Below are 21,943 nucleotides of genomic sequence, written 5' to 3'. Positions count from 1 at the left end.
CCACCCAGGCGAAGTACGCTACCGGCGCTCCGCGCGGCTGGCGGCTCTGCGCTGGGCACGATTTCCGCCGTAGTGCGCGGCAACCTGCGGCCGCGACTCGGCCTCGAACCGATCGTAGGCTTCGACGATGTCCGAGACCAGGCGGTGGCGAACCACGTCGCTGCTGGTGAGCTCGACGAAGTGAATATCCTCTATTTCGGTGAGGATCTCGCTGGCGGCACGCAGACCCGACCGCGCACCTGTCGGAAGATCGACCTGTGTCACATCGCCGGTCACGACGATCCGCGAGCCGAACCCGAGCCGAGTGAGGAACATCTTCATTTGCTCGGCCGTGGTGTTCTGCGCTTCGTCCAGGATGATGAACGAGTCGTTGAGCGTCCGACCACGCATGTACGCCAATGGCGCGACCTCGATGACGCCGGCGGCCATCAGTTTCGGAATGGCTTCTGGGTCCATCATGTCGTGCAACGCATCGTAGAGCGGACGCAGATACGGATCGATCTTCTCGTTCAGCGTGCCGGGCAGGAACCCGAGCCGCTCGCCGGCCTCGACCGCCGGGCGGGTGAGGATGATCCGGTTGACCTGCTTGGACTGCAGCGCTTGCACCGCTTTGGCCATCGCGAGATAGGTCTTGCCGGTACCTGCGGGACCGATACCGAACACGATGGTGTTGGCGTCGATCGCATCGACATAACGCTTCTGATTCAGCGTTTTGGGCCGGATCGTCTTTCCCCGACGGGACAGGATGTCCAGACTGAGCACGTCGGCCGGTGATTCGCTGGAGCCCTCGGTGAGCATCGAGACCGTGTGCCGCACGGCCTCGGGTGCGACGACCCGATTACGGCCGGTCAACGCAACCAACTGCTCGATGACCCGCTCGGCGAGTGCGACATCGGCCGCCTTGCCGGTCAAGGTGACGGAATTGCCGCGCACGTGGATGTCGGCGTCGAGCAATTCCTCCAGCTCGCGAAGGTTCTGATCGGCCGAACCCAGAAACGGGAACACGGACTCGGGTGCAAGTTCGATGCTCGACCGCACCGTACGGGCGACCGGACCCGAAGCGTCACCGCCGATGCCCACAGCAGGGGTAACCGAATCGCCGATCTCACCTTGTGTTCTCAACAGTAGCTATTGCCTGCTTTCCGGTCTCGACTGCTGCTGTCTTGACAAGAGTTTAACGCGGCCCACCGACACCGCCCAGAGAATTTGGCGGCACGGGCGCATTCGGCGGAGGATACATTCGGAAACCGCGCAGGTGGGAGCCGCCGCCAGCACACCGCGCGGGTGTCACCGACCCGCTCGCGCAGCGATCACCACCGTGCGGTCAGTGCACCCAGTGCGCCGAGCGCGACCGCCGCCGCGGTCGAGGTGCGCAGCACCGTCGGACCCAGCAGAGCGATGTTCGCGCCCGCCGCCGCCAGTGCCGTGATCTCTGCCTCGTCCAGGCCACCTTCGGGACCCACCACCAGAACGATCTCGGTGGCATCGGCAAGCGGAAGCTCCGCGAAACGGCTGCGGCCGGATTCGTGCAGCGCGACGGCAACAGCGCCGTCGGTTGTCACCTGGCGAATCAGATGAAGCAAATCCCTGGTGCGGTACAACCGAGCGACATCGGGAATGTAGGCCCGACGAGACTGGCGGGCCGCCGCGCGCGCCGCGGCACGCCACTTGCCGATCGCCTTGGCTTCCTTGCCCTCCCAATTCGCGATACAACGCGCCGCGCGCCACGGAATGATCGCATCCGCGCCCGCCTCGGTCATCAACTCGACCGCCAACTCCGAGCGGTCGGATTTCGGCAGCGCTTGGGCGACGGTCACTCGCGGCGCAGCAGGAGTGGCCCTCACCCGATCACGCACCGTCAATTCCAACCGATCCCGGTGTGCGGCGACCACTGTCGAGTCGGCGAGCACGCCGCGGCCATCGGACAGGGTGATCGACTCACCGACTCGGATGCGCCGCACGGTGGCCGCATGCCTGCCCTCTGCGCCGTCGAGTACGGCAACCGCGCCCGGTGCGGGCACCTCATCGACGTAGAAGACGGTCGCGGCCACCTATCGCCCGCTGAACGACGCGCGCAACCGCGCGAACAAGCCGCTGGTGTGCTCCGACTGCGCGGTCACCACCTCTACCCGGTCGCGGTCGCGCATTCCTTTGTATTTGCGCAGCACATCGGTCTGCTTGGTGTCCAACTTGGCGGGAACCACGATGTCCAGGTGGGCGACCAGGTCACCGCGCGCGCCGGACCGCAGGCGCGGCATCCCGTGCCCGCGCAGCACCGAGACCTCACCGGGCTGGGTGCCCGCCGGGATACTCAGCTCGGTCGGACCGTCCAGAATGGTGTCGATCACGACAGTGGTGCCCAGCGCCGCGTCGACCATGGGCACTCGGATGGTGCAGTGCAGGTCGTCACCGTCGCGCACGAACACATCGTGCGGCTGTTCCACGACCTCCACATACAGATCCCCCGCATGGCCGCCGCCGGGTCCGACCTCGCCTTGGGCCGCCAGCCGCACCCGCATACCGTTCGCGACGCCCGCGGGAATCGGCGCCGCGATCTCGCGGCGCGCCCGCACGCGACCGTCCCCGCCACACTTGCGGCACGGATCGGCCACCGTTTCGCCCGCACCCCGGCAGGTCGGGCACGGACGAGAGGTCAGCACCTGCCCCAGGAAGGAACGCTGCACGGATTGGACTTCCCCGGCACCGCCACAGGTTTCACACCGCACCGGTTTGGACGAGCCGTTGGCGCCCGATCCCTGGCAGATATCACACAAGACCGCGGTGTCCACGGTGAGATGTTTGGTCACGCCCACCGCGCACTCGGCCAGACTCAGCCGAGCGCGAATCAACGAGTCCGCCCCGGGCTGGACACGACCCCGCGGCTTGCGGGCGCCGCCCGCCCCGCTCATTCCCCCGAAAAACGCCTCGAACACGTCGCCGAGTCCACCGAAGCCAGCGCCATTGAAGCCGCCACCACCGGCGCCACCGGATTCGAGCGGATCACCGCCCATATCGACGATGCGTCGCTTCTCCGGATCCGACAACACCTCGTAGGCGCTCGACACCTCCTTGAACCGGGCCTGCGCCGCTTCGTCGGGGTTGACGTCAGGGTGGAGCTCACGCGCCAGCTTGCGGTATGCCCGCTTGATCTCCTGGTCGGTCGCGTTCTTCGCGACGCCGAGCAATCCGTAGTAGTCCCGTGCCACTTGAGTTCTCTAGTCCTTGGTCGTTGTCGACAGGGCCGCCGGTACCCGCGCCACATCCACCCGCGCCGGCAACAGCATTAGTCTTGTGCACTCAACTCTATCCGGCCGAAAAGTCGAGCACGGCAGTGGCGTGGCCGCCGCAGCGGTCAACGCTCCGCCAGAACCTCACCGATGTATCGGGCCACAGCCGCCACCGAGGCGATTGTTCCCGGGTAATCCATCCTGGTCGGGCCGAGCACACCCATCCCGCCGAGCACCGCGCCCGCCGCCCCGTAACTGGTCGACACCACCGATGTGCCGCGCATCTGTTCGACCTGGGTCTCCTCGCCTATACGCACCGTCACCGTTCCCGGCTGCTGCGCCGCGGCAAGCAGCTTGAGCACGACCACCTGCTCCTCCAATGCCTCGAGCACCGCGCGCAGCGAGCCCGGGAACCCGAAGTCGGCCGCATTGTGCGTGAGATTGGCGGTACCACCGAGCACCAGCCGCTCCTCCGGATGCTCCACCAGCGTCTCCACCAGGACCGTGGACACTCGAACCAGGACATCGCGCAACCGGATCGGTGCGCGGTCGGGCAGTTCGGCGACCGCCGCCGAGGCCGAGGCCAAGCGCTTGCCGTCCATCGCCCCACCGAGCATGCCGCGCAGAGCGGCCAAATCCTCCTCGTCGATCACCGCGCCGAGGTCCACCAGTCGCTGGTCGACTCGGCCGGTGTCGGTGATCACCACCAGCAACAGCCGTGCGGGATTGAGCGCGACGACCTCGATGTGCCGGACGGTGGACGCCGACACGGTCGGATACTGCACGACCGCCACTTGCCTGGTCAACTGCGCCAGCAATCGAACACCGCGGCGCAGCACGTCGTCCAAGTCGACGCCCGACTCGAGAAATTCCAGGATCGCCCGGCGCTCCGCCGGCGACAACGGCTTCACCTCGGCGATCCGGTCGACGAACTGTCGGTAGCCCTTGTCCGTCGGGACCCGCCCAGAACTCGTATGCGGCTGGGTGATGTAGCCCTCGGCCTCGAGCACCGCCATGTCGTTGCGCACCGTCGCGCTGGAAACCCCCAGGTTATGCCGCTCGACCAGGGTTTTCGACCCGATGGGCTCCTTGGTCGCGACATAGTCCGCGACGATCGCGCGCAGGACCTCGAAGCGTCGATCTTCGGTGCTCGACATCGGTCCCACCTCCTCGCTTCGTCTGCTCACGGGGTAGCCAGGCGTTGGCACCCACCACCGGTATGGGCGAATTCACCCGATGGTCCGTTGATTCAGTCTAGTTGTCACTCGCTCGATTGCTCGCTCGGCGTGACAGCCACGACCTTCACCACCTGCGGCGACGGGCACCACAGCGAATGCAAGCAGCCCCACCGGCCGGCAGTGCCGCATGGGGAGGCATCCGGCTTCGGGGGCTCAGGCGGGGTCGACGGCGTTGCCGGAGCCGGGACGCGCTGAACTCAGTCGGGTACGGCGGCCTCGATCACCCCGGCGACCTCGCCGGGACGAGAGACCAGCGATGCGTGTGAGGCATCGACTTCACTCGTGGTCGCACCCATCCGCGCTGCCATGAAGCGCTGCGACGCCGGCGGGATGACGCGATCGGCGGCCGAGACCAGATACCAACTGGGGGTTGTCGACCACGAGGGCGGCCCCGACGGCTGCACGTTGGCCACCAACGCGATGGACCGCTGACGGACGGCCATGTCGGCGGCGGTCACGGGATCGACGTCCTGGGCGAACACGGAGTGGAAGCTGTCGGGTGCGACGTAACCGTCGATGTTCCTTCCCGCGATACCGGTGGCGTCGTCGACGAACTTCACTTGCAATGCAGGGGGCAACAGTTGGCTACCCGGGAAGCGGATCGGGTCGAGGGCGGCCTGGGCCACCTCTCCCTCCACCGGCGCGAAAGCGGCGATGTAGACCAGCGATTCGACCTTCGGGTCGCGCAGGTTGCTGATCACGGACCCACCGTAGGAGTGCCCGACCAGTACGACCGGCCCGGTGATCGAGTCCACGGTGCGCTGCACAGCGGCGGCGTCGTGGGCCGGCCCGCGCAGCGGATTGTCCGGCGTCACTACGCGATAGCCGCGCTCGCGCAGCAGTCCCGCGACACCGTCCCAGCTGGCGGTGTCGGCGAAGGCGCCGTGTACGAGCACGATCGTAGGCAGTGATCGCGCCTGAGCCGGCCCGGCGGATACCGCCATGACCAGAGCGATGGCGAGTGCGGTCATACTGCCGCGTATGGTGCGTCTGCGCTGCATACCGGTTCCGTCCTCCTCGGTTTGGCACGCAATCTAGCAGGACGCTGTCGAATTCGAGTACTGTCCGCCACCCGGCGTCGGGCACTGGACGATGTCGCGTGCACCCAGCACCGAACGAACGCGCGTATCCTGCACTGGACGAACGCGCGCATCCTGCACTGGACGAAATCGCCTAGGTCAGCAGCTCGCGAACGACACCGTCGGCGAGCAGACGGCCGCGATCGGTCAGGACGAGTCGATCCGCACCGGCACGGACTGCACGGCCATCGGCAACGATGCGATCCACCGCAGAGGTCGCGTTCGAAGCGAGATCGGCCAACGGCAGCCCGGTACGCAGCCGCAGAGCGAGCATGACCCGCTCCATGTAGCGCTCGTCGTCACCGAGCGCTTCCCAACCGCCGACCGGCAACCCCCCTGCGCGGACTCGATCCGCGTAGCGCGCAGGGTGCTTCACATTCCACCACCGCACTCCGCCGATATGACTGTGCGCCCCGGGTCCGACCCCGAGCCAGTCGCCACCATCCCAGTAGCCGAGATTGTGTCGACAGACGGCGCTGTCGTCCGTCGCCCAGTTCGACACCTCGTACCAACCGAATCCGGCGGCGCGCAGCCGAGCATCGATGCGTTCGTAGCGTGCAGCGAGCACGTCGTCGTCCGGCTCGGGCAATTCGCCACGACGCACCCGGCGAGCCAGCGCAGTGCCGTCTTCCACGATCAGCGAATAGGCCGAGACGTGGTCGACGCCCGCAGCGAGCACCGCGTCCAGACTGGCGTCCAGATCGGCGGTGCGCTCACCCGGAGTCCCGTAGATCAGGTCCAGATTGACGTGTTCGAATCCCGCGGCACGTGCTTCGCGGGCAGCGGCCACCGCACGGCCCGGGGTGTGCGTACGGTCGAGGACCCGAAGCACATGCGCCGCGGCGGATTGCATGCCCAGCGACACCCGGGTGAATCCCGCATCCCGAATGCGTGCGAAGAAGTCCTGCGAGGTGGACTCCGGATTGGACTCCGTGGTGACCTCGACGTCCGGAGCGAGGGTGAACTCTGCGCGCACGGCGTCCAGCACCGCGGACAACCCGCCGCCGCCCAACAACGAGGGGGTACCTCCACCGACAAAGACCGTGGCGACCTGCGGAGTCGTGGTCGGCAGCATGGCGAGCTCGCATGCGGCGATCGCCAGTTCCCCGCGCACCGCCGTCAACCACGACTGCGGCGAGGCCGAGGTACCGAGCTCCCCTGCCGTATAGGTGTTGAAATCGCAGTACCCGCAGCGCGTCGCGCAGAACGGAACATGCACGTAGATGCCGAACTGCCCCCGTCCGAAATCGTGGAGTGTCGGCGCGCCGCTGTCGGCACGCCGAGGCTCGGCCGCGGAAGAACTCACCTGATCAGTCTGACCGTCGGTGCCTGCGGTCGGACAACCACCCTGCTCCGACAACCGGTCTGGTATGACAATCGTCACACCAGAAATGGAGTAACCAGGGGATTTCCCCCCTAACTCCGGAAAATGCTGGCAGACGGGCCCAAAAGCCGTCGTCGGCGTGGCACAATAACCGTATGCGCGCTTTGGAGGTACGACTGGTGGCACGTCGCCACGTCGACTATAAGCGTGTCTGCAGCAGCTGCTGTCTGCCCGGTCCCGTCCGGTAGTTCAGCAGCCCGATACCCGGAATTCAGTGGCGCCGGAACCCGGGTGAACGGTGGCACCCGAACCGTGCGTTCGCCGGCGCCCGATCCCCGGTGCCGCGATCCCCGCCCCTATCGGCCCGCTGACACCGCAGGCGTGAGCTCAGCCCCTCATGCCGACAGCAGGATGTACCACTTACCGCAGGAGCGACCTCATGCCGTCGAGCTACGATGCCGGTCCGACCGACCAGCAGGCCCCCGAATCCCGACCGGGACGTCCCGCACGCCCGGATTCCGAACGCCGCGTGCGCCCGGATCGTACCCGTCCGGAGGCCACCGCCGCGCCGCGCGTGCGTAGTGGCAAGCCGACCCGTCGTCGAGCCGAGGGCCAGTGGGCGCTCGGATACCGTGAGCCCCTGAATGCGAACGAACAGGTCAAAAAAGACGACAACCCGCTCAATGTTCGCGCTCGGATCGAAAACATCTACTCCAAAACCGGATTCGACGGCATCGACAAAGGTGATCTGCGCGGTCGGTTCCGGTGGTGGGGTTTGTACACCCAACGCGAGCAGGGGTACGACGGAAGCTGGACCGGCGATGAGAACATCGACATTCTCGAGGCCAAGTACTTCATGATGCGCATCCGCTGCGACGCCGGTGCGCTCGACGTCGCACAATTGCGCACGCTCGGTCGGATCTCCACCGAGTTCGCCCGCGACACCGCGGATCTCTCCGACCGGGAGAACGTGCAATACCACTGGATCGAAGTGGAGAACGTTCCCGAGATCTGGCAGCGGATCGAGGCGGTCGGGCTGAAGACCACCGAAGCCTGCGGTGACTGCCCGCGCGTGGTCCTCGGTTCCCCGCTGGCCGGAGAGTCGCTCGACGAGATCATCGACCCGACGCCGGCGATCGACGACATCGTGCGCCGCTACATCGGCAAGCCGGAATACGCCAACCTACCGCGCAAATTCAAGACCGCGATCTCCGGCCAACAAGATGTGGTGCACGAGATCAACGACGTCGCATTCGTCGGTGTGGTGCATCCCGAGCACGGCCCGGGCCTGGACCTGTGGGTGGGCGGCGGCCTGTCCACCAATCCCATGCTGGCCCAGCGCGTAGGAGTGTGGGTGCCGCTGGAGGAGGTCGCGGACGTCTGGGAGGCCGTCGTGTCCTTGTTCCGCGACTACGGCTACCGCCGGCTGCGTACCAAAGCCAGACTCAAGTTCCTGGTCAAGGACTGGGGCATCGACAAGTTCCGGCAGGTACTCGAAGACGAGTACCTGAAACGCCCTCTCGTCGACGGCCCCGCCCCGCAGCAGCCGACCGCGCCGATCGACCACGTCGGGGTGCAGCGGTTGCGCAATGGGCTCAACGCCGTGGGCTTCTCCCCCATCGCGGGTCGGGTTTCGGGCACCATCTTGACCAAGGTCGCTGATGCGGCCGAACGAAACGGCTCCGATCGCATTCGATTCACCCCCTATCAAAAACTGATCGTGCTCGATGTGCCCGACGACCGGGTCGAGGCTCTGATCGACGAGCTGGAACCCCTGGGCCTACAGGCCCGCCCATCTCCGTGGCGCCGTAACCTGATGGCCTGCTCCGGTATCGAGTTCTGCAAGCTCTCCTTCGCCGAGACACGCAAGCGATCCCAGGTGTTGGTGCCCGAACTGGAGCGGCGGCTGGCGGATCTGAATGCCCAACTGGATGTGCCGATCACCGTCAATATCAATGGCTGCCCCAATTCCTGCGCCCGCTCACAAATCGCCGATATCGGTTTCAAAGGGCAGCTCGTGGACGACGGCGCCGGGAATCAGGTGGAGGGGTTTCAGGTCCACCTCGGAGGCAGTCTCGGCTTCGACAGCGCCTTCGGACGCAAGTTGCGCCAGCACAAGGTGACCACTGGCGAACTGGGCGACTATATCGAGCGCGTAGTGCGCAATTTCATCAAGCACCGGGAGACCGGCGAGCGGTTCGCGCAGTGGGCGGTCCGAGCGGATGAGGCCGACCTGAGATGAGTGTCGATGGGAGAACAACTGTGACTACGGAACTGGCGCACAAACTGCCCGAGGAGCAGTTGCGTGCTATCGCCGCGCGGGGTGCGGCCGAACTCGATGGAGCCTCGGCGAGCGAACTGCTGCAGTGGACCGACGACACCTTCGGCCCGGGATACATCGTCGCCAGCAACATGCAGGACGGCGTGTTGGTGCAACTGGCCGCCGACGTGCGCGCCGGGGTGAATGTGCTGTTCCTGGACACCGGCTATCACTTCGCCGAAACCATCGGCACCCGAGACGCGGTCGCGGCGGTGTACGGAGTGAACGTGATCGACGTGCGACCCGAACACACCGTCGCACAGCAAGACGAGCTGCGCGGTAAGGATCTGTTCGCCCGGGATCCGAACGAGTGCTGCCGGCTGCGCAAGGTCGTTCCGCTGCAGCAGTCACTCGCCGGGTACAACGCGTGGGTCACCGGCATTCGGCGAGTGGAGTCGCCGACGCGGGCGAATGCACCGCTGGTCTCCTATGACGAAACCTTCGGATTGGTGAAGATCAACCCGATCGCGGCGTGGTCCGACGACGAGATGCACGACTACATCGCCACCCACGGCATTCTCGTCAATCCCTTGGTGGAAGAGGGGTATCCGTCCATCGGCTGCGCTCCGTGCACTCGGAAGCCGCAGCTGGGAGCCGATCCGCGAAGCGGGCGTTGGGCCGGCCTCGCCAAGACCGAATGCGGGTTACACCAGTCATGACCGAAACCATCCCCAGCGAACGTTCCCTCGGCATCAGCGACTTCGACACTCTGGCGGCGTTGGAGTCGGAATCGATCCACATCTTCCGGGAAGTGGCCGGAGAATTCGAGCGACCGGTGATCTTGTTCTCCGGCGGCAAGGACTCCACGGTGCTGCTGCACCTGGCGCTGAAGGCTTTCTGGCCCGCGCCGTTGCCCTTCGCGCTACTGCATGTCGACACCGGGCACAACCTGCCGGAAGTGCTGGAATTCCGTGATCGGATCGTCGAGCGCTACGGCCTGCGTCTGCATGTGGCGAAGGTAGAGGACTATCTGGCCGATGGAAGACTCACCGAGCGTCCCGACGGCATCCGCAATCCCTTGCAGACCGTCCCCTTGTTGGACGCGATCAGCGAGCATCGATTCGACGCCGTATTCGGCGGCGGACGCCGCGACGAGGAGCGCTCCCGTGCCAAAGAACGCATCTTCTCGCTGCGCAATGCCTTCGGGCAGTGGGATCCGAAGCGGCAACGCCCCGAGCTGTGGAGCCTGTACAACGGGCGCCACGCGCCAGGCGAGCACGTGCGAGTGTTCCCGCTGAGCAACTGGACCGAACTGGACATCTGGCGCTATATCGCCCGTGAGGACATCGATTTGGCCAGCATCTACTACGCGCACGACCGCCAGGTCTACCTGCGCGACGGTATGTGGATGACGCCAGGAGTGTGGGGCGGTCCGCGCGAGGGCGAAGTGGTGGAGACCCGGTCGGTGCGCTATCGCACGGTCGGTGATGGATCCTCCACCGGCGCCATCCTTTCCGACGCGGCCGACAACGAAGCCATCCTCGCCGAAGTTGCCGCTTCCCGACTGACCGAACGTGGCGCCACTCGCGGTGACGACCGAGTATCCGAAGCCGCCATGGAGGACCGCAAGCGAGAGGGCTATTTCTGACATGTCCGACCTGTTGAGACTGGCGACTGCCGGTTCTGTCGACGACGGTAAGTCCACACTGGTCGGACGGCTGCTCTACGACACGAAATCGGTGTTGGCGGACCAGATCGACGCCGTCACTCGTGCGTCGGTGGACAAAGGTCTGGCCACACCGGACCTTTCGCTCCTGGTCGACGGGCTGCGCGCAGAACGTGAACAAGGCATCACCATCGACGTTGCCTATCGCTACTTCGCCACCCCCCAACGGTCCTTCGTCCTCGCGGACACTCCAGGACATGTGCAATACACGCGCAACACCGTCTCCGGGGCGTCCACCGCGCAGTTGGTGATCTTGCTCGTGGACGCGCGCAAGGGTGTGATCGAGCAGACCCGCAGACATGCTGCGGTCCTCGCGTTGCTCGGTGTGCCGAAGCTGGTGCTCGCAGTGAACAAGATCGACTTGGTGGACGATGCCGCCACGGTGTTCGCCGATATCAGTGCACAGTTCGGAAAGCTCACTCGCGCGTTGGGGTGGTCGGACGACGACGTACTGGAGATCCCGGTCTCGGCGCTGCACGGCGACAATATCGCGACACGGTCGGACAACACGCCGTACTACACCGGTCCGTCCTTGATCGAGCATTTGAATTCCGTGCCGGTCGACAATGCCAGCGATCGCACACTGGGTCTGCGCTTTCCGGTGCAGTACGTGATCCGACCGCGTACCGCCGAATATCCCGACTACCGCGGCTATGCCGGACAGATCGCGGCCGGCGCGGTCGCGCCCGGTGACCGGGTCGTGGTGCTGCCGTCCGGCGTTCGCACCACAGTGGCGCGAATCGACACTCCCGACGGCGAACTCGCGGTGGCACAGTCCGGCCGCAGTGTCACGTTGGTTCTCACCGACGAGGTCGACATCTCCCGTGGTGACCTCATCGCCACGGCGTCCGATGCGCCGCAGCCTCGCGACACCTTCGATGCCACAGTGTGCTGGCTGGGCGATACACCCCTGCGTCCCGGCGCTCGGCTCCTGCTCAAGCACGGTACGCGTACCACCCAGGCAATCGTGGGAGCACTGCTCGAACGATTCGACGAGCAGCGCCTCATGGCGGACCCGAACCCGGAGTCGTTGGAGCTCAACGACATCGGGCGGGTTTCGATTCGTGTCGCCGAACCCATCGCTGCCGACAACTACCGCGTCAACCGCCACACCGGCAGCTTTCTGTTGATCGACCCAGCTGGCGGAAACACTCTGGCCGCGGGTTTGGTCGGCGATGTCGCGACCGCCGTCGAGGTCGGCGCCGGAGCCTGACATGGCCGCAGCGTCGTTCTCGCCCAGCATTGCGCCGGTACCTGCCACCGGTGGGTCCGCGCGCCGCTCGGGCCGGGCGAGTTGCCGGCGCCACACCGCACTGGAGAGCACGCACGTCACGGGTGCGATGTGGCGGCAGCCCGCGCTCGTCGCGGTGGCCCATGGCAGCCGCGACCCGCGGTCGGCGGCGACCATGTCCGCCGTTGTCGCCGCTGTGGCTGCGGCACGGCCGGACCTCGACGTGCGGGTAGCCTTTCTCGATCTCACGGCCCCGTCGGTCGAGCACGTCGTGGATGCCGTCGCAGCTGCGGGCCATACGCGCGCTGTGGTGACGCCACTGCTACTGGGAAGCGCGTTCCACGCCAGCGTCGATCTACCCGGACTACTGGCAGCAGCTCGCACGCGCCACCCCCAGTTGCGACTGATCCAGGCCGACGTCCTGGGCGCCGACCCCGCCTTGATCGATGCACTATGCGATCGGGTCCGCGCCGCTGCCGGCGGCCCCGGGGGCGCTGCCACAACGCATGCTGTCGGTATCGCGGTCGCGGCGGTCGGCTCGTCTGCGGCGGCCGCCAACGCGCGCACCACAGCGGTAGCGACTCGACTCGCCGCCCGGACCGGCTGGCGCACCGAGCCCTGCTTCGTCACCACCGAACCGTCGGCCACCCTCGCCATCGCGCGATTGCGTGCCCGCGGAGCGCGCCACGTGCTGGTGGCGCCCTGGTTTCTCGCACCCGGTCTACTCACCGATCGCCTGAAGCATGCCACCCCGCACGTCACCCATGCCGAGGTACTGGGTCCGCACCCGGCACTGACCACGGTGATCCTCGAGCGCTATCGCGCTGCGATCGCCGATACGGCCGCGCTCTCGGCCTGAGTTCTCGGATGACCTATGTCGCCACCCGGTGCGGCTCCGACCGATAGCGAGACGGGCGGCCGCCGACGCGGAGGATCTTCCACGCCATCTTCGCAACCGGGTTCATCAGCCCGATGTCCATGGCCAAGGCGCGCAGGTCGTCGAAATAGTCACTGATCCGCTCGACTGCCGCGGCATTACCGAACATCTCCTTGCCCACGCGCCGAGGGATGTCGAAATCGTTGAAGAACCCCCGCGGCGGAACCACAAGCGCGTAACCGACCTCCCGCATGAGCAATGGCATGACCAACGACAACACGAACCTGTGGGCACGGTTCTTTTGGGGTACGTGGGTTTTCAGAAACTCGCTCGCGAAAGAGATGTGCCGAGCTTCTTCCGCGAGATGAATCGCCGTGACAGTGCGCACGATCGGGTGCGCTCGCTCACCAGCACGCAGAGTCTGCTTCTGGATATGGTCGAGCGGTTCCTCGCCCGCCAGCAATACCATGAAGAAGAGGTTTGGAAACCACGATGCCGCCAGCGCCGCCAAGAACTTGAGTTCTCGCAACGGCGAATCGACCCCGGGAACATCCACCCCGATCCGATCGATCATCTTCTGGAACATCAGACTGTGGTAGTGCTCCTCGAGCATCTCGCGTGTGCAGTATTCGAATTCCGGAGAACCATTCGGGACGTCGAAATTGTACAAAGTCATACCACTGACCAGAACATGCTCGATCTGCTGGCCGACCTTCACGAGATTCGCCATTCGATATTTGCCGATAGCTATTTTTTTCTCGGTCGGCAGTTCCTGATACCACGGGTGCATAGCCACCACATCGATATCCGGCGGCAGGATCCACCGTTCTTCGCCGGCCTCGGCTGCCATATCGGGGTCGTCCCAATCGATGTCGGTATACGGATCGAAATGCTTGCGCACCGACGCGTCGGTGAGCATCCGCACCGTCTCGTCGTACTCCTCGATGAGCGGCGTGTCGGAATCGGCCGAGGGTGAGGTGACAACGGGCTTCATCGGCACTGCCTTTCACTACGACCTAGGTCGCATCGCGCTGGGGTTCCGACCGATGGCGGGACAGACGACCGTCGATCCGAAGGATCTTCCACACCACCTTGGCCACTGGATTCATCAGGCCGACATCATTGGCCAGGACCCGCGCGTCATCGAAATAGTCGCTGATGAAACGCGCGGCATCAGCGCTGTAGAACATCTGTCTGCGAACTCGGTCCGGGATATCGAACTCGGCGAAAAACGCTCGCGACGGAACCACGATGGCATAGCCGATCCACCGCATGATGATGGGCATCACCAGCGAAAGTCCGAACTTCCCCAGCCGACTCGATCCAGATACGTGCTTCTTCAGGAACGCATGCGCAAAGGAGATGTGGCGGGCCTCCTCGGCCAGGTGAACCGACATCACATTACGCACGATCGGATGTATATCTTCGCTCGAGCGTAGTAGCTGCTTCTGGACATGGTCCACAGGTTCTTCGCCGGCGACGACGATCATGAAAAATATGTTCGGAAACCACGACGCCATCAATGCGCCCAGAAACTTGAGCTCCCGCAACGGCCAACCCAGACCGCGCACGTCCATACCGATCCGGTCGATCATCTCCTGGAACATCAGATTGTGGTTGTGTTCCTCGATCATCTCATGGGTGCAGTACTCGAATTCCGGGGAACCGTTCGGCACGCTGTAGTTGTAGAGGGCCATCCCACTGATCAGAACGCACTCGAGTTGTTGGCCCACCTTGACGATGTTCGCCATTCGATATTTGCCGATGGCGATCTGCTGATCGATCGGCAGATTCTGATACCAGGGGTGCTTGGCTATCATGTCGTTGACCGATGGCAGAATCCAACGCTCCGCGCCGACGTCTACCGCATAGTCTGGATTGTCCCAGTCGACGTCCTTGTACGGATCGAAATGCCTGTGCACCGATCCCTCGGAGAGCAGCCGCAGTTTTTCCGCATACTCTTCGTCGCTCGCGACCTCCGAATCCGCCGCGGTCGATGTGGTTGCCGGCTTCATCGTCACCGCCTCTCCTACGCCCAACGCCTTTTATTGTTTCTCATGGTTACATCAAAAACGGGGTGGATCAACCACAATGTTTGCTCCACGATCATGCCGAGCAAGGCCACAGGCGTGCAGCCACGGCGACATGGCCGCCCGATGGATTCATGCTCGAGGGAGTAGACGGCGAAGTCGACTGCCATGAGCGGCAGATCCGCCAGCGCGAACCGCAGGCTGCCGGCGCCGCACGAGCCGATCGAAATCGGCGGTGCCACCTGGAGGTTCGGGCAAGCGTCCCATATTGAAGTCGGTGGCCAACTGTCTGACCGTCTCCTGCGCACACGACTTGTTGGTGCCGATGAAACCGTGCGGGCCCCGCTTGATCCAACCGGTGACGTACGTGCCGACGACAGGTTCGCCCCCCGGCTGCCACAGCACCCGCCCCCGCTGATTGGGGATGACCGACGCCGGCTCATCGAAGGGCAAACCCGGGATCGGGACACCCCGGTAGCCGATCGACACCAGAACCAAACCCGTTTCGAGTCGATCGATACCCTCCGCGCGAACGGCGCGAACCTGCCCGTCCGGATCGGTGCGCAGCCTGGTATGGCCCACTTCGACACCGGTCACCCGATCGGTGCCGAGGATTTCGGTCGGCGCTGCCAGATAACGGAACACGATTCGCTTGCGCTGACCAACCGGACGGGCACGCACGCTGTGCAACAGACGCAGCTTGTGCTCTTGATCGATCGGCAGCCCCTCGCACGAGTCGGGCAGATCCCCTTCGATCACGATGTCCACATCGCGGCCGAGCAGGTCGACCAACTCCGGCACGGTGAATGCCGACTCGAGTGGGCCGCGGCGGGCAAGTATCACCACTTCCTCGACCTTGCTCTCCCGCAGCGCTCGTAGCGCGTTCGGAGCGATAGCGGTGTCGACCAGATCCTCCGGACTCCCGGTCAGCACCCGCGCGACATCGAGCGCGACATTGCCGATTCCTACGACGACCGCGCGTCGAGTGGACAGATCGAATGTCGGCTGTGGGTAGTCGGGACGTCCGTTGTACCAGGCCACGAAATCGGCGGCGGGCACACAACCGGTCAAGTCCTCACCGGCAATACCCAACTCCCGATGCGACCCCGCGCCCACTGCGTAGATCACCGCGTGAAAATGCTGCAGTAGTTCGGCATGCGACAGATGGACGCCGACATCGACATTCAAATACGAGCCGAACCCGGGCTGCGCCGAGATCACATCGAACAAGGTGCTGACCCGACGGGTATTCAGGTGGTCCGGCGGGACACCGTATCTGACCATGCCGTACGGAATAGGCAGCCGATCGAGCACCGTGACGGAGACGTTGGGTTGTGTGAGCAGTTCGTCGGCAGCGTAGATCGCCGACGGCCCCGACCCCACGATCGCCACCCGCAGTGGGGTTCGCTCGGCGCGAATCAGCGCTGTCGGCACCGGCGGCGCCAGCAGTGCACGCGGCCGGGACTGCCGATAGAAATCGGCGTTGATCTCGATGAACGGCTTCTGCTCCGGGGTCAATCGTTGCGACGAGGTGATCGCCTCGGCCGGACACGCGGTGACACAGGCACCGCAATCCACGCATGTCTGCGGGTCGACGTAGAGCATCTCGACGTTCAGAAAGTCCGGCTCGTCCGGTGTGGGATGGATACAATTGACCGGACAGGCGAATACGCACGACGCATCATTACAGCACGATTGGGTTATGACGTATGGCATTCGTCGAACCTAACTCGCTACGCGCACGGGCTCCGACTGAAATCGGGACGCGCCGCCATCCATCCGCAACATCTTCCACACCGACTTGGCAACCGGGTTCATCAAACCGAACTCATGCGCCAAGGAGCGCGAATCCGTGAAGTATTCGGATGCGGTCCGCAGAGCGTCGTCGGAATAGAACATCTCGTTACGGACCTTCTTCGGTACGCCGAATTCTCTGAAGAAATCTTCGGGCGGAATCAAGCAGTTTTGGGAAATCAAGCGGATCAACACCGGATAGAACATCGACAGTATAAACCTGTATGCCGTGTTCATCCGGGGCACACGATCCCTCAACAGTTCGTGTGCGAAGGACTGATGCCGCGCCTCCTCCTGGATGTGCAGCGAAGCCACGGCGCGAGCCAGCGGGTGCATCTTGTCGCCTGCACGTACGGTCATCCGCTGGAGGCGGTCGAGCGGCTCCTCCCCGGACAAAACGATCATGAACAACACGTCGGGGAAAAAAGCTCCGCTCACTGCACCGAGGAGCCGCCAGCTGCGCAATCCCTTCGAGCCCGGCACGTCCAACCCGATTCGACGGATCAACTCCATGAACATCAAATTGTGCTTGTGCTCTTCGATCATCTCGTAGCTGGAGAATTCGAACTCCGGCGAACAATTGGGCAAACTGAAATTGCGCATGGCCACGCCACTGATCATCAAGTTCTCCATTTCCACCCCGACTTTGGCCATTTGCGCATTCCGATACTTACCGATCTCGATCTTCTTCTCGACCGGGAGTGCCTTGTACCAGGGGTGGCGACCCACCGTATCGTCGTCTGGGAGAATCCACCCTTCTACATTGGCGTCGACCGCGAGCTCCGGGCTGTCCCAGTCGATATCGATGAACGGATCGAAATACTTGCGCACCGACGCTGCGGAAAGCATCCGCACTTTCTCGACATACTCGTGCGTCGTTGCTGGATCGGAGTCGACCGTCTGAGAAGCGACCCGAAATCTGGCCATCGCCACCCTCCTGAATCGAGTTACCGTGCCTGGTGGTTACATTAATAGGCTCAGGTTACACCGATGGTGAGTCGCGTCAACCAAACGATTGCCGACACTATCCGTCGGTGCGCGCCCTCATCACGCGCACCAACGGTGTGTCACGCACGTTCCGCAGTCACACGCCTCCAGCTCTGGACACTCGACGCTTGGCCCGGCGCGACAATGCCAGAGCACGCGTGGACGCACGCACACCGGCATGGTATTGCTGATATTGGCGGCGTCCGACCAGCGCCGCGGTAGCCGCTGCTCGGCGGCCGGCGAGCGCGGCGCCTCCAGCAATCGTCCGTTCGGGGTTCTGCGCAATGAATGTAGGCTTGGCCAATTCGTCCGCAAGGACCTGGGCTACAACCGCGGGCTGTGCCGCACCACCGACCACGAGCACACAGTCGATGTCCGTCACGCTGAGACCAGCGAGCTGCGAGCAGCGGTATACGAGATCGAGCGATGCACGCACGTGACGGCCCCGCAGTGCGTCGATGACCGACGCGCCATCCGATTCCGACAATACCGGCGCGCCACGCAGGGCGTGTTCGGCGAGCGTCGCGTCCAACACACGCCCGCCGAATTGCGAAGAATACAAGGGCACTCCCACAATCGCCTCCTGTACACGCCCTGCGGCGACGCGGACCATGGTGACATTCAGACCGGCGCCGAGGTCGTAGACCAAGATCAATCCTGGGCGCAATGGCCCGCGAGCTGCTTCCAGCCACAGCGCCGCCGCTACAGGTTCCGGGATCAGGACGACTCGATCGAGCCCGATGCCATCGAGCGCCGCAGCCAGTGCATCGACGTGCTCATCGGCATAGTGTGCCGGGTAGCTCAGCGCGATACCGACGTCCGCGCCCAGCGCCCGAGGATCGCGTGCCCGAGGATCGCTCAGCATCTCGCCGACCAGACACTCGGCAACCCTGGCGACAAGCTCCGGCGCCTCCACCGCCCGATTCCCTATCCGCACGCGGTTGTCCGATCGGCGGGTCAGGTCCGCGAAGTCCGTGACCATCCGGCCATGCCGAGGTATCGCGCCGACCACAGCCGCTCCCGTGCTGTCGAAGGCGAGTGTGGTCCGACGCATGATCGTCGGTGGACACTGCGATGTCGGCGACGCCGGTGGCACGTTCACCGAACCCACCTCCGCGCGAACGGAAACCGTGTTCGCCGTGCCGATACTCAAACCGAGCCCAACCGCCATCGCAATCGCCCCTGATCGCCGTGCCGATGTGCTTCGAACGACGTCCAGGCAACCACTCCGCGATGGCCGTGCCAAGGCAGGACAACCAAATGTCCGCACCCCGCCTCGATGGTCGGCTGTGGACCGATGGACTGCGGTCGCCCATCAGCGATGTCTACCTCGCCTCGCGCCGCGGCTCCGATCGATATAGGGACACGCGACCGTCGAGCCGGGCCATCTTCCAGACGAGCTTGGACACGGGGTTCATCAAGCCGATCTCATGGGCCAGGGCTCGTGCGTCATTGGAGAATTCACTCACATACCGCGCTGCGTCGGCGCTGTAGTACGCCTGCTTGCGAACGTCCTTCGGTACATCGAACTTCTCGAAGAACTGGCGCGACGGAATCAGAATGGCATCGCCGTTCACTCGCATCAACAGCGGCATCGCCAACGACAGCACGAATCGGCGTACCGGATTCATATGGGGTACACGGTTTCTCAGGAGTCGTGAGCGAACGAAATGTGCCGTGACTCTTCTGCTACGTGGATGGCCATTATGCGACCCACGAGCGGGTGCACCTGTTCGCCCGCACGCAGGATCACCCTCTGCATATAGTCGCCCGGCTCCTCGGCGGAGATCACGATCATGAAGAAGGTATCGACCATCCGTGAGGCACCTTCGGGCATCACCATCACCGCCTGCACCCGATCACGTCTGCACGATCGATCGACTCCCAAGAGTAGCTACTCCCACCACGGGTAGCTACTCCGACCAAGGGTCAACTCGCGTGACGTACCGGTTCCGACCGAAATCTGGACCGGCCGCCGTCGATCCGCAACATCTTCCACAGCGCCTTGGCGACCGGGTTCATCACACCGATCTCGTAGGCCAGGGTACGCGAATCGTTGAAGAATTCGCTCGTGTATTGGGCCGCCTCGGCGGTGTAGAACACCTCCTTGCGCACCTTCTTCGGTACATCGAATTTCCGATAGAACTGCCGCGACGGCAACAAGAGACTGTAGCCGCCCGCTCGCATGACGATCGGAAAAGCCAACGACAAGACGAATCTGTGCACCGGATTCACTTTGGGCACACGGTTCTTGAGGAATTCCCGTGCGAAAGAGATATGCCGAGACTCTTCGGCGACATGAATGGCCATCACGCTGCGCAACAACGGGTGCGCCCTGTCCGCGCGCAAGATCATCCGCTGCATGCTGTCTCCGGGCTCTTCGCCGGATATCGCGATCATGAAGAAAAGGTTGGGAGCCATCGCCGCGGTCAGAGCACCCGAAGTCTTGAGCCACTGTAGCCACCACGGCCCCGAGTCCGCCGAACCGATTCGACTGATCAACTGCGAGAACATCAGATTGTGGTTGTGTTCCTCGATCATCTCGTGAGTGCAGTGCTCGAACTCCGGCGAGCCGTCCGGCAGACCGAAGTTGTAGACGGCCAGTCCGCTGATCAGCACACACTCGTTCTGCAGCGCGACCCGACAAATGCTGGCCAGCCGATACTTGCCGATCGCGATCTGCTGCTCGACGGGCAACTGTTGGTACCAAGGGTGACGGGCCATCGAATCGGAGATAGGTAGAATCCACCCTTCTTCATTGGCGCCGACGGCATACTCCGGGTTGTCCCAGTCGATGTCTCCGTAGGGGTCGAAATGCCTCCGCATCGCCCCCTCGGAAAGCAACCGCACGTTCTCGGCATAGTCCAGCGCCGTGGCGACATCGGCACCGACCGCATCAGCAGGCCCGACAGCTTCCATCACCAGTACCGCCTCTCGCGATTCACATTTTGCTGTATCTTCGAGTTACACAATATTGGCAGGCTACACCGGTCCACGACGCCGACGAGGCGACACCGAGGACCCGAGTCACCGTGCTCGACGCAGTGGCTCCGACCGAAATCTGGACCTGCCGCCGTCGATCCGAAGCATCTTCCACAGCGCCTTGGCGACCGGGTTCATCAGACCTATCTCATGAGCCAATGTGCGTGAATCCGTGAAGAACTCACTCAGATACTGCGCCGCCTCCGGGGTACCGTACATCTGCCGCTGGACATCCTTCGGCACATCGAATTTCCGATAGAACCGCATCGACGGAAGCAAGAGAACCCGACTACTCATCCGGATGATGAGCGGAAAGGCCATCGACAGCACGAACTTGGACAGCGGGTTCTTCGGGGGTACATTTTTCTTCAGAAACTCGCGCGTGAAGGAGATATGGCGCGACTCCTCTGCGACATGAATGGAAATCACGTTGCGCAGGAGCGGGTGCACTTGGTCCCCGGCACGCAAGATCATCTTCTGCATGCAGTCGGGAACATCCTCGACCACCTGAACGATCATGAAGAAGAGGTTCGGAGCCAGCGCGGCAGCCAACGCACCCGCTGTCCTGCCCCTCCTCAGCCACATCGGCCCCGGCTCCGCCGGACCGATTCGCTTGATCAGCTCCGCGAACATCAAATTATGATTGTGTTCCTCGATCATCTCGTGAGTGCAATACTCGAACTCCGGTGAACCAACCGGCAGACCGAAGTTGAACACAGCCATACCACTGATCAACACACACTCGTTCTGCAGTGCGACCTTGCACATGTTGGCGGTCCGGTATTTACCGATCGCGATCTTCTTCTCGGTCGGCAGCCCTTGATACCACGGGTGGCGGGCCATCACATCACTCGCAGCGGGAAGAATCCACCCCTCTTCGTTGGCCTCGACCGCAAACTCGGGATTGTCCCAGTCGATATCCGTGTACGGATCGAAACTCCGGCGCACCGATCCCTCGGAGAGCAACCGAACATTCTCGACATACTCCCGAGCCTCATCGCCATCGGCATCGACATCGGCATCGATGTCGACCGACTTCGGCCCGACTGCGTGCATCACACCACCGCCTCTCGCGCGCCACACTTTGATATATCTGCGAGTCACACCAATGTCGCCAAGGTACACCGCCGACGCGCCCTGTGCATTCGGACGAAACCACCTCGAGGACGAACCGACATTTCCTATGCT

General features: G+C 63.9%; 20 protein-coding genes. 5 read left to right on the top strand and 15 right to left on the bottom strand.

The features are described 5' to 3' along the window. Window positions 1-18 precede the first annotated feature (18 nt). From K940_RS0124680 to hemW, 6 genes are all read right to left on the bottom strand, one after another. Window positions 19-1,080, bottom strand: a complete 1,062-nt coding sequence (locus tag K940_RS0124680) for a PhoH family protein (protein WP_196812367.1) — start codon at window positions 1,078-1,080, stop codon at window positions 19-21. 230 nt (window positions 1,081-1,310) lie between these two features. After that, window positions 1,311-2,051 carry a 16S rRNA (uracil(1498)-N(3))-methyltransferase gene (locus K940_RS0124675; RefSeq protein ID WP_028479668.1) on the bottom strand — a complete coding sequence of 247 codons (741 nt, stop codon included), beginning with the start codon at window positions 2,049-2,051 and terminating at the stop codon, window positions 1,311-1,313. Continuing rightward, a complete protein-coding gene (gene dnaJ / locus K940_RS0124670) occupies window positions 2,052-3,206 on the bottom strand; it encodes a molecular chaperone DnaJ (protein WP_028479667.1) in 1,155 nt (384 codons plus the stop codon). Window positions 3,207-3,352: 146 nt separating this feature from the next. Continuing rightward, window positions 3,353-4,384, bottom strand: a complete 1,032-nt coding sequence (gene hrcA, locus K940_RS0124665; RefSeq protein ID WP_028479666.1) for a heat-inducible transcriptional repressor HrcA — start codon at window positions 4,382-4,384, stop codon at window positions 3,353-3,355. A 278-nt stretch (window positions 4,385-4,662) separates the two neighbouring features. Further along, window positions 4,663-5,436 carry an alpha/beta fold hydrolase gene (locus tag K940_RS0124660; protein WP_231390505.1) on the bottom strand — a complete coding sequence of 258 codons (774 nt, stop codon included), beginning with the start codon at window positions 5,434-5,436 and terminating at the stop codon, window positions 4,663-4,665. Between the two features lie 202 nt (window positions 5,437-5,638). Further along, window positions 5,639-6,769 carry a radical SAM family heme chaperone HemW gene (gene hemW / locus K940_RS0124655; RefSeq protein ID WP_231390513.1) on the bottom strand — a complete coding sequence of 377 codons (1,131 nt, stop codon included), beginning with the start codon at window positions 6,767-6,769 and terminating at the stop codon, window positions 5,639-5,641. 538 nt (window positions 6,770-7,307) lie between these two features. Here hemW and K940_RS0124650 point away from each other — a divergent pair. From K940_RS0124650 to K940_RS0124630, 5 genes are all read left to right on the top strand, one after another. Next, window positions 7,308-9,110 (top strand): nitrite/sulfite reductase, encoded by a 1,803-nt coding sequence (locus tag K940_RS0124650; RefSeq protein ID WP_081706633.1) that lies wholly within the window; start codon window positions 7,308-7,310, stop codon window positions 9,108-9,110. Beyond that, window positions 9,107-9,847, top strand: a complete 741-nt coding sequence (locus K940_RS0124645; protein ID WP_196812360.1) for a phosphoadenylyl-sulfate reductase — start codon at window positions 9,107-9,109, stop codon at window positions 9,845-9,847. The genes K940_RS0124650 and K940_RS0124645 overlap by 4 nt, the downstream gene beginning before the upstream one ends. After that, entirely contained in the window at window positions 9,844-10,776 is a 933-nt protein-coding gene (gene cysD, locus K940_RS0124640) for a sulfate adenylyltransferase subunit CysD (RefSeq protein WP_028479661.1), read from the top strand. Before K940_RS0124645 ends, cysD begins: the two co-directional genes overlap by 4 nt. Before the next feature lies 1 nt (window position 10,777). Next, window positions 10,778-12,067: a sulfate adenylyltransferase subunit 1 gene (locus K940_RS0124635; RefSeq protein WP_028479660.1), complete on the top strand. Its 1,290-nt coding sequence runs from the start codon at window positions 10,778-10,780 to the stop codon at window positions 12,065-12,067. 127 nt (window positions 12,068-12,194) lie between these two features. After that, window positions 12,195-12,944 (top strand): sirohydrochlorin chelatase, encoded by a 750-nt coding sequence (locus K940_RS0124630; RefSeq protein ID WP_028479659.1) that lies wholly within the window; start codon window positions 12,195-12,197, stop codon window positions 12,942-12,944. A gap of 13 nt (window positions 12,945-12,957) precedes the next feature. Here the strand turns inward: K940_RS0124630 and K940_RS0124625 are convergent, their stop codons facing one another. The 9 genes from K940_RS0124625 to K940_RS0124585 form a co-directional block, all read right to left on the bottom strand. Next, window positions 12,958-13,956 carry a diiron oxygenase gene (locus K940_RS0124625; protein WP_051407515.1) on the bottom strand — a complete coding sequence of 333 codons (999 nt, stop codon included), beginning with the start codon at window positions 13,954-13,956 and terminating at the stop codon, window positions 12,958-12,960. A gap of 22 nt (window positions 13,957-13,978) precedes the next feature. Then, complete coding sequence (locus K940_RS0124620; protein WP_028479657.1) at window positions 13,979-14,977, bottom strand: diiron oxygenase; 999 nt, start codon at window positions 14,975-14,977, stop codon at window positions 13,979-13,981. Between the two features lie 147 nt (window positions 14,978-15,124). Beyond that, entirely contained in the window at window positions 15,125-16,708 is a 1,584-nt protein-coding gene (locus K940_RS0124615; RefSeq protein WP_028479656.1) for a 4Fe-4S binding protein, read from the bottom strand. 9 nt (window positions 16,709-16,717) lie between these two features. After that, window positions 16,718-17,713: a diiron oxygenase gene (locus tag K940_RS0124610; RefSeq protein WP_028479655.1), complete on the bottom strand. Its 996-nt coding sequence runs from the start codon at window positions 17,711-17,713 to the stop codon at window positions 16,718-16,720. A gap of 157 nt (window positions 17,714-17,870) precedes the next feature. Next, the gene (locus K940_RS30250) at window positions 17,871-18,875 is read right to left on the bottom strand and encodes an Hsp70 family protein (protein WP_196812359.1); all 1,005 of its coding nucleotides are present in this window, start codon (window positions 18,873-18,875) and stop codon (window positions 17,871-17,873) included. A 223-nt stretch (window positions 18,876-19,098) separates the two neighbouring features. Further along, on the bottom strand, window positions 19,099-19,404 hold the full coding sequence (locus tag K940_RS34225; RefSeq protein ID WP_028479654.1) for a diiron oxygenase: 306 nt from the start codon (window positions 19,402-19,404) through the stop codon (window positions 19,099-19,101). A gap of 17 nt (window positions 19,405-19,421) precedes the next feature. Continuing rightward, entirely contained in the window at window positions 19,422-19,589 is a 168-nt protein-coding gene (locus K940_RS34220) for a diiron oxygenase (protein ID WP_369797540.1), read from the bottom strand. 113 nt (window positions 19,590-19,702) lie between these two features. After that, window positions 19,703-20,692 carry a diiron oxygenase gene (locus tag K940_RS0124590; protein WP_051407513.1) on the bottom strand — a complete coding sequence of 330 codons (990 nt, stop codon included), beginning with the start codon at window positions 20,690-20,692 and terminating at the stop codon, window positions 19,703-19,705. 108 nt (window positions 20,693-20,800) lie between these two features. Further along, window positions 20,801-21,811, bottom strand: coding sequence for a diiron oxygenase (locus K940_RS0124585; protein WP_051407538.1), 1,011 nt, complete (start codon window positions 21,809-21,811; stop codon window positions 20,801-20,803). Window positions 21,812-21,943: the final 132 nt, after the last annotated feature.

The sequence above is a fragment of the Nocardia sp. CNY236 genome, from assembly GCF_000482385.1.
Lineage (GTDB): Bacteria > Actinomycetota > Actinomycetes > Mycobacteriales > Mycobacteriaceae > Nocardia.
This window is presented reverse-complemented; position numbering and strand designations above follow the sequence as displayed.

Excerpts from the sequence above, each read along its gene's own strand:
- K940_RS0124615 (WP_028479656.1), bottom strand. The coding sequence starts at position 16,708 with ATGCCATACGTCATAACCCAATCGTGCTGTAATGATGCGTCGTGCGTA.
- K940_RS0124650 (WP_081706633.1), top strand. The coding sequence starts at position 7,308 with ATGCCGTCGAGCTACGATGCCGGTCCGACCGACCAGCAGGCCCCCGAA.
- K940_RS0124610 (WP_028479655.1), bottom strand. The coding sequence starts at position 17,713 with ATGGCCAGATTTCGGGTCGCTTCTCAGACGGTCGACTCCGATCCAGCA.
- K940_RS34225 (WP_028479654.1), bottom strand. The coding sequence starts at position 19,404 with ATGAATCCGGTACGCCGATTCGTGCTGTCGTTGGCGATGCCGCTGTTG.
- K940_RS0124635 (WP_028479660.1), top strand. The coding sequence starts at position 10,778 with ATGTCCGACCTGTTGAGACTGGCGACTGCCGGTTCTGTCGACGACGGT.
- K940_RS0124625 (WP_051407515.1), bottom strand. The coding sequence starts at position 13,956 with ATGAAGCCCGTTGTCACCTCACCCTCGGCCGATTCCGACACGCCGCTC.
- hrcA (WP_028479666.1), bottom strand. The coding sequence starts at position 4,384 with ATGTCGAGCACCGAAGATCGACGCTTCGAGGTCCTGCGCGCGATCGTC.
- K940_RS0124660 (WP_231390505.1), bottom strand. The coding sequence starts at position 5,436 with ATGACCGCACTCGCCATCGCTCTGGTCATGGCGGTATCCGCCGGGCCG.
- K940_RS0124645 (WP_196812360.1), top strand. The coding sequence starts at position 9,107 with ATGAGTGTCGATGGGAGAACAACTGTGACTACGGAACTGGCGCACAAA.
- K940_RS0124585 (WP_051407538.1), bottom strand. The coding sequence starts at position 21,811 with ATGCACGCAGTCGGGCCGAAGTCGGTCGACATCGATGCCGATGTCGAT.
- cysD (WP_028479661.1), top strand. The coding sequence starts at position 9,844 with ATGACCGAAACCATCCCCAGCGAACGTTCCCTCGGCATCAGCGACTTC.
- K940_RS0124620 (WP_028479657.1), bottom strand. The coding sequence starts at position 14,977 with ATGAAGCCGGCAACCACATCGACCGCGGCGGATTCGGAGGTCGCGAGC.
- K940_RS34220 (WP_369797540.1), bottom strand. The coding sequence starts at position 19,589 with ATGGTCGATACCTTCTTCATGATCGTGATCTCCGCCGAGGAGCCGGGC.
- K940_RS0124590 (WP_051407513.1), bottom strand. The coding sequence starts at position 20,692 with ATGGAAGCTGTCGGGCCTGCTGATGCGGTCGGTGCCGATGTCGCCACG.
- K940_RS0124630 (WP_028479659.1), top strand. The coding sequence starts at position 12,195 with ATGTGGCGGCAGCCCGCGCTCGTCGCGGTGGCCCATGGCAGCCGCGAC.